Source organism: Sphingopyxis sp. 22461 (genome assembly GCF_052044915.1).
Classification (GTDB): Bacteria; Pseudomonadota; Alphaproteobacteria; order Sphingomonadales; family Sphingomonadaceae; genus Sphingopyxis.
Map to the genome: position 1 here is coordinate 1 of NZ_JBQENY010000008.1, position 15,985 is coordinate 15,985.

At 66.0% G+C, this 15,985-nt stretch carries 14 protein-coding genes; 1 reads left to right on the forward strand and 13 read right to left on the reverse strand.

The window, feature by feature from the left end; genetic code table 11:
* The 7 genes from ACTJI5_RS14095 to sucC all read right to left on the reverse strand — a co-directional run.
* Window positions 1-1,318, reverse strand: a 1,318-nt coding sequence (locus ACTJI5_RS14095) for a phosphotransferase (RefSeq protein WP_440860766.1), incomplete at its 3' end; no start/stop codon positions are given.
* A gap of 113 nt (window positions 1,319-1,431) precedes the next feature.
* Window positions 1,432-2,424, reverse strand: a complete 993-nt coding sequence (locus ACTJI5_RS14100; RefSeq protein ID WP_440860767.1) for a cupin-like domain-containing protein — start codon at window positions 2,422-2,424, stop codon at window positions 1,432-1,434.
* A 56-nt stretch (window positions 2,425-2,480) separates the two neighbouring features.
* Window positions 2,481-3,761 (reverse strand): serine hydrolase domain-containing protein, encoded by a 1,281-nt coding sequence (locus ACTJI5_RS14105; RefSeq protein ID WP_440860768.1) that lies wholly within the window; start codon window positions 3,759-3,761, stop codon window positions 2,481-2,483.
* 92 nt (window positions 3,762-3,853) lie between these two features.
* The gene (locus ACTJI5_RS14110) at window positions 3,854-5,209 is read right to left on the reverse strand and encodes a DUF389 domain-containing protein (protein ID WP_440860769.1); all 1,356 of its coding nucleotides are present in this window, start codon (window positions 5,207-5,209) and stop codon (window positions 3,854-3,856) included.
* A 6-nt stretch (window positions 5,210-5,215) separates the two neighbouring features.
* On the reverse strand, window positions 5,216-6,145 hold the full coding sequence (locus ACTJI5_RS14115) for an electron transfer flavoprotein subunit alpha/FixB family protein (protein ID WP_439512433.1): 930 nt from the start codon (window positions 6,143-6,145) through the stop codon (window positions 5,216-5,218).
* On the reverse strand, window positions 6,142-6,891 hold the full coding sequence (locus tag ACTJI5_RS14120; protein WP_440860770.1) for an electron transfer flavoprotein subunit beta/FixA family protein: 750 nt from the start codon (window positions 6,889-6,891) through the stop codon (window positions 6,142-6,144). Before ACTJI5_RS14120 ends, ACTJI5_RS14115 begins: the two co-directional genes overlap by 4 nt.
* 107 nt (window positions 6,892-6,998) lie before the next feature.
* The gene (gene sucC / locus ACTJI5_RS14125; protein WP_058539938.1) at window positions 6,999-8,204 is read right to left on the reverse strand and encodes an ADP-forming succinate--CoA ligase subunit beta; all 1,206 of its coding nucleotides are present in this window, start codon (window positions 8,202-8,204) and stop codon (window positions 6,999-7,001) included.
* Window positions 8,205-8,410: 206 nt separating this feature from the next.
* Here sucC and ACTJI5_RS14130 point away from each other — a divergent pair, with 206 nt between their 5' ends.
* Window positions 8,411-9,535, forward strand: coding sequence for a M23 family metallopeptidase (locus ACTJI5_RS14130; protein WP_440860771.1), 1,125 nt, complete (start codon window positions 8,411-8,413; stop codon window positions 9,533-9,535).
* 4 nt (window positions 9,536-9,539) lie between these two features.
* On the opposite strand, the gene ACTJI5_RS14135 is transcribed toward ACTJI5_RS14130, so the two are convergent.
* The 6 genes from ACTJI5_RS14135 to ACTJI5_RS14160 all read right to left on the reverse strand — a co-directional run bounded on the left by ACTJI5_RS14135 (window position 9,540) and on the right by ACTJI5_RS14160 (window position 15,961).
* On the reverse strand, window positions 9,540-9,851 hold the full coding sequence (locus ACTJI5_RS14135; RefSeq protein WP_058539936.1) for a hypothetical protein: 312 nt from the start codon (window positions 9,849-9,851) through the stop codon (window positions 9,540-9,542).
* A 5-nt stretch (window positions 9,852-9,856) separates the two neighbouring features.
* Window positions 9,857-11,002 (reverse strand): serine hydrolase, encoded by a 1,146-nt coding sequence (locus ACTJI5_RS14140; protein ID WP_440860772.1) that lies wholly within the window; start codon window positions 11,000-11,002, stop codon window positions 9,857-9,859.
* 168 nt (window positions 11,003-11,170) lie between these two features.
* Complete coding sequence (msrA, locus tag ACTJI5_RS14145; protein WP_440860773.1) at window positions 11,171-11,860, reverse strand: peptide-methionine (S)-S-oxide reductase MsrA; 690 nt, start codon at window positions 11,858-11,860, stop codon at window positions 11,171-11,173.
* 339 nt (window positions 11,861-12,199) lie between these two features.
* Entirely contained in the window at window positions 12,200-13,411 is a 1,212-nt protein-coding gene (locus tag ACTJI5_RS14150; protein WP_310257373.1) for a pyridoxal phosphate-dependent aminotransferase, read from the reverse strand.
* Window positions 13,412-13,540: 129 nt separating this feature from the next.
* Complete coding sequence (gene pabB, locus ACTJI5_RS14155; RefSeq protein ID WP_440860774.1) at window positions 13,541-15,373, reverse strand: aminodeoxychorismate synthase component I; 1,833 nt, start codon at window positions 15,371-15,373, stop codon at window positions 13,541-13,543.
* Window positions 15,374-15,424: 51 nt separating this feature from the next.
* The gene (locus ACTJI5_RS14160) at window positions 15,425-15,961 is read right to left on the reverse strand and encodes a hypothetical protein (RefSeq protein WP_440860775.1); all 537 of its coding nucleotides are present in this window, start codon (window positions 15,959-15,961) and stop codon (window positions 15,425-15,427) included.
* Between the last annotated feature and the right edge of the window lie 24 nt (window positions 15,962-15,985).

The window sequence follows — 15,985 nt, forward strand, 5'->3', positions numbered from 1 at the left end:
CGGCGCGCGCCGCAGCGAGCGCGGCATATTTGGGGCTGTCGATCGCGCATTTGTCGAGCACGGCGCGGCGCAGCTTCGCGAGCAGGCCCGGCTCGGCGAGCGTCGTGGTTCCCGACAGCAGCGCGGCAGCAAGCTCGGCATCCTCGGCGCGCACCCCGGCATCGAGGTCGCGCAGCACGATGCCGAGCGCGTTCATCGCGACCACCGCCTCGAACTTGGCGTGCCCCTCAGCCTGCGGCTTGATCGATCCTTCGATCCAGTCGCGCACCGCCTGCACGATCTCGCGGTTCGTTGGCTCGCCAGCGGGTTCCGGTACGACCGGCTTCGACGGTGGCAAGTCCCGCGCCCGCTCGGCCTCGGGCGCCTCGTCTTCGAGCAGGCACACCAGATCGAGCTCCTGCTCCGCCGTGCGCCGGCCGATGACGACGCGCTCGACCGTCCGGTCGGCGCCGCTCCGCCACATCTGCCCCATCTGCAGGCAGCCGAGCGCCCACCACAAGGTGCGATAGATCAGCCAGAAGCGGAAGCGGCCCCTGTCGACCGTCACCCCGCCCGCCGCCTCATAGGCCGCAAAATACTCCTCGAGGCTGCCGACCCCGAACGCCGGTTTATCGAGCGCGCCGAAGCGCCACACCGTCATGCAGCCGAACGCGAGGTCCTCATGCGCATCGCCGCGGTGCGCCAGCTCCCAGTCGAGCACCGCCGCCAGCCCGTCCGCATCGACCATGACATTGCCCATGCGATAATCACCATGGACGAGCACCGGATCGGCGGGCGCGGGCAGATGCTCCTCGCACCATCTGATCGCCAACGCGATCACCGGGCGGTCGCCGCCGTACGACAGGAAGCGCGCGCGCAGCTCCGCCAGCGCCGTCGCCGTGTCCATCAGCGGGATCGCAGCGGGCACGCGGTCCAGCGGGATGCTGTGGATGCGCGCCAGCTCGCGGCCGAGATCCTCCAGCAGCGACGGCGGCGGACCCGCCAATATCTTCGCCGGCGACACCTCCGCCAGCACCCGCCGCATCACATAGCCCGTGCCTAGGCCGTCGGCGTCCGTAAGCACGCCCACAACCTCGGGCGCCTTCACCCCCGCATCATGTGCCGCCATCACCAGCGCCGCCTCGTCGACATGCCCGAACGGACGGTCCGCCATATAATCCGCCGACGGCGCGCGGCGCAGGACATAGGCCTCCCTCGCCCAATCGAACGCAAAGCTCTCCATGTTCGCGCCGCCCGACAAACGCGTCAGGCCCGACAAAACGCCAGCACCCGCAACGCGGGTCATCAACGCTGGGAGAAAGTCAGGAAGCGAGGTCATGCCGCGATGGTGCGGACTAAGCGGAGCGAGCGCAAGCCGACAATCGCGTCAGGATAGCCGGCGATCAAGAAAGAAAAAATGCTGCCTCAAGGAGTTCCAAATTCACAGGAATGTTACAAGGCGCCCCACGACACATAGTCTTCAACATGGACATTGGGCCGGCGAAAGCTCGTAAAACTCATGCTGGCGGAGAGATCGAGCGCTTCGATCTGATGCCACCAGCCGACGGGCAGGAAGATGGCCTCGCCCGGGCCGATGACTGTATCGAGCACCGGTGGTACGGCCGAATCGCCATGGCCGGCGGGCAGCGCCTCATTGCCCCAGTCGGAGAAGCAGTGGCGGCTGTTGCGCATCCGCGCGAACGCCCATGGCGGCGCCATCCGCACATGCTTGCGCCCGATCACCTGCACGAGCAGATTGTTGGTGAGGTCGTGATGCCAGGGGGTGAGCGTGCCCCTGGGCCCGAGCCAGAAGAAACCATCGCGCGGGCGCGTATCGTCGAGCAGCGCGATCGGCGCCAGATCGTCCCACAAGGGAGCGAGCGCGGCGGCGTTGGTGCCGCTGTTGTAGGCGGTGAGATAGACGTCATTGCTCGCCTCGTCCTTGCGGAGCCAGTCGATCAGTTCGCCGAAACGGACGAGGCGGCGATGATCGTCCTTCGCCAGTTCATAGTCGGGGTCGCGCTCGCGCTCGACCTGCGCCTCGACGACGGCATCGCCCCCGGCCGCGGCGAAATGGTCGAGCGACCAGCGCGTCAGCGCCGGCCAATGATCGACGATACCCGTCAGCTTCGCGGGCCGGTTGACCTCATAATAGTGGCGATAGAAATGCCCGGCATCGGGCGCAGCCAGCGTGTCGAGCGCGAAGCCGCCTTTAGCCTCACGCGCCAGCCGCTCCTGATTGGCGAGCAGCCAGCCCTGCTTCGCCATCCGCGCCGCCTGGCGCCGCAGCATCGCGGCCATCGGATCCTTCGCCAGCCGGTCGACCTCATATTTCGCCGCCGCCGCCGACACGCCCGCGGCGGCAAGGCGCGCGTGCAGCGCGCTATCGTCATCGCCGGCCGCAAGGCCTTCGGCGAGCAGGGTGCGTTTGTCGGGTTGAGACATCGAAGAAAACTCCTCGCGCCGCTCAAGGGCATCGCGATGACAAAAGGATGACAGCGCTAGTCGCCCGCGGGGCCCCGATAGTCCGGCCCATAGACCGCGGCGCGGAAATCGCGGTGGAGCGTGCCGTCATAGGGGATGGTCTGGACGAAGAAGACCGCGGTCAGCCTGTTCGCCGGATCGACCCAGAAGAGGGTCGATGCCATGCCGTCCCAGAAATATTCGCCCGTCGCGCCGCGGCTTTCTTCGGCAGTCAGTGGCTGGCCGTTGCGCATTGCGAAGTCGAAGCCAAAACCGACATGGCCCTTGCCGGGGAGCCACGCGCGTTCGGTGATCGCCGGGTCGAGCTGGTCGGTCGCCATCAGCTTCACGGTCGAGGGTTTGAGGATGCGCGCGCCGTCGAGTTCCCCCTCGTTCAGCAGCATGCGCGCGAAGCGTTGATAATCGTCGAGCGTCGAGGCGAGGCCGAAGCCGCCGGGGGTCAGCGCATGGTCCCTGAAATTCAGCACCTGCGCCTCGGCCGCAGCTTGCTGGACCAGCTTGCCGTCCTTCTTCACATTCATTGCGGCAAAGCGCGGCAGCCGTCCATCGGGCTGGCGCCACGCGGTCTCCCGCATCCCCAGCGGTTCGAAGATATGCGCGCGGACATAGGCGGCGAAGCGCTGGCCCGAGAGCTTCTCGACGAGCGCCGCCTGCACATCGACCGCGATGCTATATTCCCACTGAGTACCCGGCTGGTACAGCAAAGGCACGCCCGCGAGACGCTTGCTCGCCTCGGCAAGGGGGATTGTCAGTGCGAGCGGTTCGGCCGCGACATAGGCGTCATGTGCGGGCGTCGGCCCGGCGCCATAAGCGAAACCCGCGGTGTGGCGCAGGATGTCGCGGACAGTGATCGGCCGATCGGCGGCGACATAGCGCGGCTGACCCGCGGCATCCTTGCCCGCATAGACGCGCATATTCGCATATTCGGGAAGATATTTGGCGAGCGGATCGTCGAGATGGAACTTGCCCGCTTCCCACAATTGCATCAGCGCGACGCCGGTAACCGGCTTGGTCATCGAATAGATTTGCGCGATGGTGTCGCGGCGCATCGGGCGCTTCGCTTCGCGGTCGGCCATGCCGGCGCTGCCGAAATAAACCTCGCGCCCATCCTGCCAGATCAGCGCCGAGGTTCCGGCGGCGCGGCCGTCGGCGATCATCGCCTTCAGCGCCGCATCGATCCGCGCCTTGTCGATCGTCACCACTTCGCGCGGCGCCGCCTGTGCATGGAGCGGCGGAGTGCTCGCCGCCAGACCCGCACTCGCCATCATCATCGCCAACGCCAGTCGCTTGCCGCGCATATCGCCTCTCCCCTGCCCGCCGTCCGCCGGGTTCCGGCGCGCATCACATGGGATCGGGCGCGACAGGTCAACCCGAATAGGTCTGCGCAAGCCTATTCGGTCGCGGCGGCTTCCGCCACGGGCGTCTCTACTGCCGTGAGGCTGCCGTTCTGGATCAGCCATTCCGGATAGCCCGCCTGCACCGCCGCGATGATGCGGTCGACCGCGGCGGCGACCTGCTCGCCCTCGGCCTCGCGGTCGCGCTGAACGACGACGCGCCGCGCCTGCGCGTCGATCAGCACGCGTTCGCGCGCGACAAGCTCGCCGACGGTCAGGCCGGCGAGGATTTCGCGGCTGTCGTCTTCGCGTTGCTCGAGCGTCGCGATACGCTGGTTCAGCCGTTCCTCGAACTCCACCGCGGCGTTGGTCTGCTGGCGCAACTGGGCGATGCTGACGCGCACGTCGCGTTGCACCTTGGCCCGCACGGCCCGCGCCAGATTGGCGTTCAGCTGCGCGGCATATTGACCGACGAGCACGACGCCATCGACTGCAATTTCGTCATTTTCGACCCGGACGTTCAGGCTGTCGACGCGGTCGTCCTTGCCGAGCAGGCGATTGAGTTCGGTCTGTACGGTCGTGCGCGCGCCGATTTCGCGGACGATATTGTTGAGCGACAGCGCAAGCGGGATCGACAATATGCCGAGCGCCGCAACGATGCCGACGGCCTGCACCGCCGTATGCTGGCGCGTGAGCGATGGCCCGAAATGATTGAGCCGCGCGACGATCGTCGCCGCAAAGGCAATAGCAAGCGTGTTGGTCAGGAACAGGAGCGCCGCGCCGAGCGCGAAATCCATCCGCCCTGTCACCAGCCCGAAGCCGACCGTCGACAGCGGCGGCACCAGCGCCGTCGCGATCGCGACGCCGACCATGACGCCCGACAGCTTGCGCATGATCGCATAAACGCCCGCGATGCCGCCGACCACCGCGACGCCGAGGTCGAGGAGGGTCGGCTGGGTTCGCGCGCGGAGTTCGGGGGTGACATCCTTGATCGGCGACAACCAGATGATCAGCATCGCGACGAGGATCGCGACCGCCATCCCGGCGGCAAGCGTCACCAGCGAACGGCGGATCAGATTGCTTTCGATGGTCGCCAGACCAAAGCCGATCCCCATGATCGGCCCCATCAAAGGCGATACCAGCATCGCGCCGATCACGACCGCGGTCGAGCTTTGCAACAGGCCCAGCGTCGCGATCGCCGCGGAAAGGATGATCAGCAGCAGGAATTTCTTGTCGAGCCGCGCATCGCGCGCGACGCTCGCCAATATCAACGAGCGATCGAGAGCCTCTTCGCCCCCGATCGCTTCGCTGTTTTCGTCATCCGGGCGCGGCGCCGAACGCGTGGCGCGGCGCCCGCCGGCGTTGAACGGCGCGTCGCCCAGTCCGGGCACGCCGGGGTGATCGCCAGCCACGGCGGATCAGATCTTGCCGGTCAACTCGGGAACGGCGTTGAAGAGATCGGCGACGAGGCCGAAGTCGGCGACCTGGAAGATCGGGGCGTCTTCGTCCTTGTTGATCGCGACGATCGTCTTCGAATCCTTCATGCCGGCGAGATGCTGGATCGCGCCCGAGATGCCGATCGCGAAATAGACTTGCGGTGCGACGATCTTGCCGGTCTGGCCGACCTGATAATCGTTGGGGACATAGCCCGCATCGACCGCAGCGCGCGAAGCACCGAGCGCGGCGCCGAGTTTGTCGGCGAGCGGGACGATGACTTCTTCATATTTCTCGCTCGAACCGAGCGCACGGCCGCCCGACACGATGATCTTGGCCGAGGTCAGCTCGGGGCGCTCCGACTTGGCGATTTCGGCGCCGACGAAGCTCGAGATGCCGGTGTCGCCGCCGGCCGAGACGGCTTCGACCGTGCCCGAACCGCCCGAGGTCGCGGCCTTTTCAAAGGCAGTGCCGCGAACGGTGAGAACGAGCTTCGCGTCCGACGATTCGACGGTCGCGATCGCGTTGCCGGCGTAAATCGGGCGGGTGAAGGTCTTCGGACCTTCGACCGACAGGATTTCCGAAATCTGCATCACGTCGAGCAGCGCGGCGACGCGCGGCGCGATATTCTTGCCGGTGGTCGTCGCGGGCGCGACGAAGGCATCGTGCGACCCCATGAGGTCGGCGACGAGCGGCGCGACATTTTCGGGCAGGTTATGACCGAAAGCGGCGTTGTCGGCGACGTGGACCTTTTGGACGCCGGCGATCTGCGCGGCTTCCTTGGCGACGCCATCGACGCCCGAACCGGCGACGAGGAGATGGACTTCACCAAGCTTCGCGGCGGCAGTCACCGCGGCGAGCGTGGCGTCCTTGACGGCGCTGCCGTCATGTTCGACCCAAACGAGCGTTTTCATGAATGCACTCCCAGCGCTTTAAGCTTGGCAACCAGTTCATCGACATCGGCGACCTTGACGCCGGCCGAGCGGACGGGCGGTTCCGAAACCTTGAGCGTCTTGACGCGCGGCGCCGTGTCGACGCCGTAATCGGCGGGCGACTTGGTATCGAGCGGCTTCGACTTCGCCTTCATGATGTTCGGCAGCGACGCGTAGCGCGGCTCGTTCAGACGAAGGTCGGTGGTGACGATCGCGGGAAGCTTGAGCTTCACCGTTTCGAGGCCGCCGTCGACTTCGCGCGTCACATTGACGCTATCGCCCTCGACATTGACCGCGCTGGCGAAGGTGCCCTGCGCCCAGCCGGTGAGCGCAGCGAGCATCTGGCCGGTCTGGTTGTTGTCGTCGTCGATCGCCTGCTTGCCGAGGATCACGAGACCCGGCTGTTCGGCGTCGGCGATCGCCTTGAAGATTTTTGCGAGCGCGAGCGGCTCGACGGCATCGTCGGTCTGGACGAGGATCGCGCGGTCGGCGCCCATCGCGAGCGCGGTGCGCAGCGTTTCCAGCGCCTTCGCCGGGCCGACGGAAACCGCGATGATCTCGGTCGCGACGCCCTTTTCCTTCAGGCGAATCGCTTCTTCGACACCGATCTCGTCGAACGGGTTCATCGACATTTTGACATTGGCGAGGTCAACGCCGGTGCCGTCGGACTTGACCCGCGGCTTGACGTTATAATCGAGCACCCGCTTGACGGGGACGAGGATTTTCATGGCTTGCAAAGCTCCTCTCAACAAATTGTGCACTGCGCCATAATTGCGGTTTACGTAAACGTCAACCTCACCCCTCCCCCTCACGGTGGGGAGGGGTGGTCGAGGCGTCAGGCCGCGCGGACTTCTGCGACGATTTTCTTCGCCGCATCGCCCAGATCATTGGCCGCAACGATCGGCAGGCCCGAATTGGCGAGGATATCCTTACCCTGCTGGACATTGGTGCCTTCGAGACGGACGACGAGCGGAACCGAGAGGTTCACTTCCTTCGCCGCGGCGACGATGCCCTCGGCGATGATGTCGCACTTCATGATGCCGCCGAAGATGTTGACGAGGATGCCCTTTACGGCGGGATCCTTGAGGATGATCTTGAACGCCGCGGTGACCTTTTCCTTGCTCGCGCCGCCGCCGACGTCGAGGAAGTTCGCCGGGAATTCGCCGTTGAGCTTGATAATGTCCATCGTCGACATCGCGAGACCCGCGCCATTGACCATGCAGCCGATGTTGCCGTCGAGCTTGATGTAGGCGAGGTCATATTCCGACGCTTCGACCTCGGCCGGATCTTCCTCGGTCAGGTCGCGCAGCTCGGCGAGATCCTTGTGGCGGAACATCGCATTGCCGTCGAACGCCACCTTGGCGTCGAGGACGAGCAATTCGTCGCCGTTCGCGCCTTCGCAGACAGCCAGCGGGTTGATTTCGATCTGCTCGGCATCGGTGCCGAGGAAGGCGGCATAGAGGCCACCAAGCACCTTGGCCGCCTGCTTGGCGAGATCGCCCGACAGGCCGAGCGCCGCGGCGACGCTGCGGCCATGGTGCGGCTGGATTCCCGTGGCGGGATCGATCGTGATCGTGTGGATCTTTTCGGGCGTGTCGTGCGCGACGGTTTCGATGTCCATGCCGCCCTCGGTCGAGGCGACAACCGCGATGCGGCTGGTGGCGCGGTCGACGAGCAAAGCGAGGTAGAACTCCTGCTTAATGTCGGCGCCGTCGGTGATGTACAGGCGGTTGACCTGCTTGCCGGCTTCGCCGGTCTGGATCGTCACCAGCGTGTTGCCGAGCATGTCCTTGGCGTGCGCTTCGACTTCCTCGATCGTCTTGGCGAGGCGGACGCCGCCCTTTGCGTCGGGGCCGAGTTCCTTGAACTTGCCCTTGCCGCGGCCACCCGCGTGGATCTGCGATTTCACGACATAGAGCGGCCCGGGGAGCTGCTTCGCCGCGGCGACGGCTTCCTCGACGGTCATCGCGGCAATGCCCTTGGGGACGGCAACGCCAAATTTCGCGAGCAGTTCTTTTGCCTGATATTCGTGGATGTTCATGAGGTCTGCCGGGCCTTTCGACTCTGTGAAGGGAGAGGATCGGCGCCGCCTAAGCACAAGTTTGGCGCCAATTCTACCCCCGGGTAGCCCCAGATATTCTTGTGCCCGGCAAAGGCTTGCGGCGAGCCGGTCCGTCTTTCGGATGACGCCCCGGGCCCGAGTTGATAATCGGGCACGGTCGAGGGATCGGGATGAGGGACGCGAAGATGCGGATAAAGCTTCTTGTTTTGACATGGTTGACGCTCGCCGGTCCGGTCGCCGCGACGGCACAAGTGAACCAGTCGATCGATGTACAAATCGTCGAGGCGCCCAAAATCGTTCGGATCGGCGACGCCGACCAGCTCGTCTATGAACTCCACCTCACCAATTTTTCCAGCCATCCGCTCGAGCTGAACGCGCTCGCGATCAAGGCAGGCGACACGCCGATCAAGACCTATAGCCGGGACGAACTGCCCACGGCGATCGATCTCGTCGGGCCGCCCGAAGCCAATTCGCGGATCATTCCCATCGGTCGCCGCGCTGTCGTCTATATCGGCGCGCCCGTCCCCGCCGCCTATCTCCGCGGATCGATCTCGCACAGCCTGACGCTGAGCAAGATCGACACCAATGAGGGTGATTTCACAATTTCGGGCGGCACGGCAACGCCGGAGGCCGCTGCTCTGCCCCGCCTGTCGCCGCCGCTGCGCGGCGGCCCGTGGGTCGCGGTGTATGATCCCGGCATGGAGCGCGGGCATCGCCGCGTCTTCTATGCCACCGAAGGATCGGCCACCCTGCCCGGCCGTTTCGCGATCGACTATATGAAGGTCGACACGAAAGGAAAATTGTCGTCGGGCGATGCCAATATCCCGGCGAATCACCATGGCTTCGGCGCCGAGGTGCTCGCGGTCGCAGACGGTACGGTCGTCGCGGTGCGCGACGATGTCCCCGACCCGGCCACCGTATCGGGCAGGCCGAGGCCCGGGATTGCCGACGCCAGCGGCAATTTCGTGATGCTCGACATCGGCGGCGGCCGCATCGCGACCTATGAGCATATGAAACAGGGCGCGCCGGTCGCGGTCGGCGACCGCGTCAAGGCGGGGCAGGTCGTCGGCTTCCTCGGCTTCACCGGGCAGGCGAGCGCGCCGCACCTCCATTTCCACCTCGCCGACCGCGCGTCGATCCTCGGCGCCGAGGGCCAGCCCTATGTCGTCACCTCGCTTACGCGGCTGGGGCAATATGCCACGATCGAAAGCTTTTCCCGTCGCGAAGCATGGCTGCCGGCCGACCGCTCCGAAACGGTGCGGAACAGCTTTCCGCCGCCGAACCTCGTCGTGCGCTTTCCGGGCGATTGAGAATTTAGCGCAGCGCGCAGAGCGCGGCGGAGCTGGTCGACACCGTCAGTATCTCGGGATCCTTGAGCGCGCGGACCTTGCGGAAAAACTGGTCGAGCGACAGGTCGGTGACGCGTTTGTCCTTGAGACTGCCGAGCGCCGACAGGCGGCGAAGCTGGACCAGCGACAGCCGGTCGACCATGCGTTCGGCCATGCACGCCGACATCGCCTTCGACAGGCCGGCATTGTTGAGGCCGGTGCGCAGCCGCGTTTCGGGCGTCGCGCATCCGGCGAGCGCGAGCGCCAGCAGGGCCAGCGGCAGGGCAGCAAGCTTCATCGGGATTACCTTCCGTGATATTCGGCGACGGCCGATGACACCGACTGCATCAAGGCCATGCGCGCGGGAATACCCGACGAGGTGGTGCCCATCATCACGACGATCGCATAGCGGGTGCCGTCGGGCGCGGTGGCAATACCGATGTCGTTATAGCCCGCGGTCATGCCGCCAAGATTCTGTCCGGTCCCGGTCTTGTGCATGAATTGCCAGCCCGGTGGCAGCCCGGCCTTGAGCCGCCGCGGCCCGCTCCGCGTGCGGCTCATCACGCCTTGCAGATATTCGGTCGATTCGGGCGACAGCAAGGTGCCGCGCGCGAGCCGCGTCAGCGCGCTCGCGATCGCGGCGGGGCTGGCGCCGTCGACCGGATTGGCGAGATAATTGTCCATCGCGGCTTGGCGCGTCGCGGCCGACAGCGCCGCGCGCGCGCTCTCGAAATTGCGGCCGACCGAATAGCTTTGCTGCCAGGTCAACCCCGCGGTCCCCGCCTGCAACAGGCGTTCACCGGGGCCGAAGCGGATCGAGCCGAGATCCTTTTTCGCGATGAAGGCGCGCACGGCGGCAGGTCCTCCGACGGTGCGCAGCAGGCTGTCGTTCGCAAGATTGTCGCTGTGGGTGATCGCGGTTTCGATGAGGTCGCGGACACTCATCGTCACCGATCCCTCGGCGCGGACGCGCGCCGCGAGCGGCTGGTGAAAGACCACCAAATCCTCGGGACCGATGCGGACGCGCTGGTCCATCGTCATCCGGCCCTGATCGACCGCGTCGAGCACCGCCAGCGCCACCCACAGCTTCGACACGCTCTGCTGCGGGAACAGCTCGCCGCCGCGCTGCGACAGCGACCATTCGCCGTCGATGCGCTGCACCGCGATGCCGGTCTTGCCGGGGAAGGCGCGCCACAGTTCATAGATGCGCTCGTTGAGGCCCGCAGGAGCGCGGCGGAAGCCCGGATCAACGGGGCCGACGGGACGCGGCATCGCCGACCGCACCGGTTGACCGATCGGCACCGTCACCGAACCGGACGGGCCGCGCACTGCCGCTGGCGGCTGCGCGCGCGGCTGCGGAACGATCGCGGCGCTGCTGACGCAGCCCGCAAGCACCGCGGCGCTCATCGACACGGCGAGGAGCGGCTTGCCGGAAAACCTGAACTTCATTCGAACCCCGCACTTGCGACTTTTATATTATCCCGACCCCTCTCGGACTTTTCCTGCGTCACGCAGGCGCGCGGGAGGGGCCAGCGTTTTGCGGTGAATGATTCTTCTGCCGCGACCAATCGCGGAACCGGGCGTATTTCGGGCTCGGGCTTTACGCGCGCGGAATTGTCAGGGTGCTGGCTTTGCGCGCACCATATCGGGGTAAAGCCGCTTGAGCGCCGCGAGCTTGGGCGCGTCCCAGCGCAATATATAGCCGTTCTTGGGATTCAGGCGCATGAAATCCTGGTGATTCGCCTCGGCGGGATAGAAGCGCTTATACGCCTCGACCGGCACGACGATCGGCTTCGCGAAATATTTGCCGCCACCGATCTGCGACAGATAGGCGGTCGCGACCTGGCGCTGGCTGGCGTCGAGCGGCACGATCGCGGCGCGATATTGCGGGCCCGTGTCGGGACCCTGACGATTCTTGAGCGTCGGGTCGGCGATCACCGAAAAGAGGATACGCAGCAAACTGCCGTAGCTGACCTGCGACGGGTCATAGACGATGCGAACGGCCTCGGCATGGCCCGACTTTCCGTCGTGGGTCCGCTCATATTTTGCGGTCGCGGCGTTGCCGCCATGATAGCCCGATTCGACCGAAATCACGCCTTTGACGTTGGAAAAGACGCCCTCGACGCCCCAGAAACAGCCGCCCGCGAGTACCGCGGTCGCGCGTTTCGCATTGACGGCGGGATCGACGAGCGCGGCGGGCAGCTTGACGACGCTTTCGGCCTGCGCCGGGGTGCATTGCGCGACGATCGCGCCTGCGACCAGCGCCGTGACGGCGCGAAGCGAAAGGCTGCGCCGGAGCAGCGTCACACCGGGATCGGCAGTGCCGGCTGATTGAGCACGATGTAAGTCGCGCCAATCGCGAAGCCAGCGAGCATGGTCAGGAACCAGTCGGAGCGGAGCATGGAGAGCATATGGGCCTCTTTTCATATCTTGTCGATTCGCGGCTTTGACCGCTTTGGTTACACCGACGATATGGAGCGCCCCGACCAGCCGTGCAGTGATGGCAGTCACCCTAACGGGAATGACTTACTATCCGGTGAACCGGGCGGTTAACCGCCGTTCAGGTTCAAATAGTCGCCGTCTCCGCGATTACAAGACCGATCGGTACAAAATAATCGTGCGCAGATAGTTTGCGCCGGGGAGGCGTTAGCTGAGCGCCGCGCACGCCTGCTGGATGCGCACGCACGCTTCCTTGAGAACGGCTTCCGAGGTCGCGTAGGAGACGCGGAATGCCGGCGACAGGCCGAAGGCACCGCCGTGCACCGCCGCGACCTTGGCGCTGTCGAGGAAATAGTCGATCAGCGCCTCGTCGCTGTCGATCAGCTTGCCGTCGGGAGTCTTCTTGCCGATGCAGCCCGACGCGTCGGGATAGACGTAGAAGGCGCCGTCGGGGACGGGGCAGTCGAGCCCCGGCGCGTCGTTGAGCATCGCGACGACCATGTCGCGGCGCTTACGGAATGCGGCGTTGCGATCGTCGAGGAACTGCTGCGGCCCGCCGAGCGCGGCGGCGGCGGCGGCCTGCGCGATCGAGCAGGGGTTCGACGTCGACTGCGACTGCAGCTTGCCCATCGCCTTGATGATCCATGCGGGGCCGCCGGCATAGCCGATGCGCCAGCCGGTCATCGCATAGGCTTTCGAACAGCCGTTCACCGTCAGGATGCGGTCGATCAGGTCGGGGCAGCGCTGCGCAAAGGTGGTGAAGGCGAAATCGGCGTACCAGACATGCTCGTACATATCGTCGGTCATCACCATCACATGCGGGTGGCGACGGATCACTTCGCCAAGCGCGTCGAGCTCTTCGCCCGAATAGGCGGCGCCCGACGGGTTCGAGGGCGAGTTGAACATCACCCAGCGTGTCTTCGGCGTGATCGCGGCATCGAGCTGCGCCGGGGTGATCTTGTAATTCTGCGCCGCGGTGCCCTCGATGATCACCGGCGTGCCGCCCGCAAAGGCGACGATGTCGGGGTAGCTCACCCAATAGGGCGCGGGGATGATCACCTCGTCACCCTTGTCGACCGTCGCGACCAGCGCGTTGAACAAAGTGTGCTTGCCGCCAACATTGACCGAAATCTGGTCGAGCCCGAATTCGAGGCCGTTGTCGCGGCGGAACTTGCCGCGGATCGCGTCCTTCAGCGCCACGGTGCCGTCGACGAGCGTATATTTGGTCTGCCCATTGCGGATCGCCTCGATCGCCGCTTCCTTGACGAAGTCGGGCGTATCGAAATCGGGCTCGCCGGCGCTGAGGCCAATCACATCGACGCCCGCGGCTTTCAGCGCCGTCACGCGCGCGGTCATCGCGAGCGTGGCCGAGGGCTGGATGCGGTTGAGGGCGGCGGAGACATGGGGCTTCAGCGACATGACGATATCTTCCGTGGCTTGCGCGGTTCGGGCTGCAAAAGGACAGGAAATTGCGCGCGGCCGCGCCTAAAGCGTCTAACCGATATTCGCAAGCGCGCAGCTTGATAATTTACCTATGCAGCCGGCAGGTCAGCCTATCGCGGATGCCGCAGCGTCCGCCAGCCGTGCGGGGATCAGCCCGCGCAGCGAATTGCCGATAAAGAATCCACTTTCCAGATCGGCGATCCGCAGGTGCGATTCGACCGCGCGCCCCTTGTCGATCAGTTCGGCGCGCAGCACCCCGGGAAGCAGCCCGAGCGCGAGCGGCGGGGTGAGCAGCTGGCCATCGCGTTCGACGAAGATATTGCTCCAGCTGCCCTCGGTGACGAAGCCGGGCTCGTCGACGAAGACGACCTCGGCCGTGCCGCTCTCGTGCCGCGCGCCGTCATAGGCGGCACGCAGGCTCGTCTTGTGCGTCAGGCGGAAATCGTCGGCGGCCATCGGCGCGGGCCGCACCGCGACGGGCACGGGCAGTTCGGCAAGCCGTGGCAGCGGCGACACCTCGATCGCGAGCGCGCCCGACGGCGCGAGCCGCATCCGCACGCGCGCGGCGCTGCGCAGGCGGAAGGTCGCCGATTGCAGGACGTTGCGCGCGCCGTGCCGGTCGAACACGAAGCCCAGCGCCGCGGCGCTCGCCTTCATCCGCGCCAGATGCCCTTCGATCCGCTGGACGCCTTCGACCGGATCGAAGAACATCGTTTCGATGAGGTCGAAGCTTTCCCCCGCTGCGCCCACAAATTCCCCCTTGGCCAGACATTCGCGCCATTCTTCAACCGGTTCGCTGTCGGCGACGATTCCGGAGCCCAGTCCCAGCGTGGCGCAAGCAGGACCGTCCTGCAAGGCGCTTTGCGGTAACAAAAGCGTCCGGATCGCGACATTGAATGCCGCATCGCCCCCCGGCTCGATGAACCCGATCGAGCCTGTGTAAAGCCCGCGCGCCCCCGATTCCAGCTCGTCGATGATTTCCATCGCGCGCACTTTCGGCGCCCCGGTGATCGACCCGCACGGAAAAGCCGCGCGCAACACGTCGACCGCCCCGGCGCCTTCGGGCAGGCGCGCACTGACATCGGAGACGAGCTGGTGGATCGTCGGGAAGCTTTCGACACGGAACAGGTCGGGCACCGCGACCGACCCCGGCACCGCGACGCGCGACAGGTCATTGCGGATCAGGTCGACGATCATCAGATTTTCGGCGCGCTGTTTGGGATCTTCGGCAAGCTCGCGCGCCGCAGTAGCATCAGCCTCGGGATCGGCAAGCCGCGCCGCGGTTCCCTTCATCGGCCGCGCCATCACCTGCCCGCACCGCAGCGCGAAGAAGAGTTCAGGCGAATGCGAGACGATCGCCTGTTCGCCGGTCCAGATCACCCCGCCATAACCCGCGCGCGCGGTGCGGCGCAGCCGTGCATGAATGGCAAGCGGATTGCCGCGCACCGGAACGTCAGCGCGAAAGGTGAAATTCGCCTGATAGATATCGCCGGCGCGGATGAAGCCCAGCACGGCCTCGACAGCGGCCAGATAGTCGGCGCGCGCGACGCGCGGCGCGACCTTGCCGATCCACGCCGACGCCGGATCGGGAAGCAGGCCCGCCACCTTGTCGGCGTCGATCCGCCGGACCTGGTGAAACAACCCGAACCAGCCGAGCGGCGCATCGCCGGTTTCGGCATCGACCGCCCCGCGCCATGCCGGCGCGAGCGCCTTGCCCGCCTCGTACGTCAGATAGCCCGCCGAATGGAGTCCGCGCGCCTGCGCCGCGTCGAGCGCCGAAAGCAGCGCCGGAACCTCGGCCGCGGAATGGGCGGTCAACACCTCGACCGGATCGACGAACAATCGCGCCGCCGCCGCGCCCTCGGCGCGCGCGTCGTCGAGCAGGACGAAGGGCGGACAGCCCGTCCCCGGAAGCGGGATCGCGTCGCCGCCCGTCATCGCTGTATCGTCATCGCTGTGTCATGGGTGCCGGTCGCGCGCCCGCGGCGGTCAGCGGTCGCGCTTCATGCGGATCGTGCGGCCGCCGTCGATGGACGCAAAATAGCTGCCCATCGTCGCGACCTTGATCTTCACTTTCTGCCCCGCCTTCGGCTGGCGCGGCAGGCGGGTGGTGTCGATCTGCACCCACACCGCGTCATCTTCCATCACCAGCGTATATTTGCCCGACCGGTCGATGCTCGCCGAGCGGATCGTCGTTTCGATCTCCTTGACCTCATCCTCATCGCCGCCGAAAATTCCGCCGAGCTTGGGGAAGGCAAAGCCGAACAGTCCGCGCCGCGCCTTTTTGGCGGTCTCGCGGTCGGTGAAAGTGATTTCGCGCGCCTGATCGGCGGTCGACAGCTCGCCGACCTCGCGGTCGAAACAGGCGAGGCGCGCCGCCGGATCGGCGATGTCGCGGCAGGCGTAGAGCTCCTGGATCTGCGCGGGCCTTGCGGTCGGCAGCTTGTCCTTCGCGATAGCCGGAACGGCGAGCGCGCAGGCGAGAAGGACGAGCGGCGCGGCGACGCGCGATGACAGCTTCAGCATGACAAAACCCCTGGCGAAGACAAT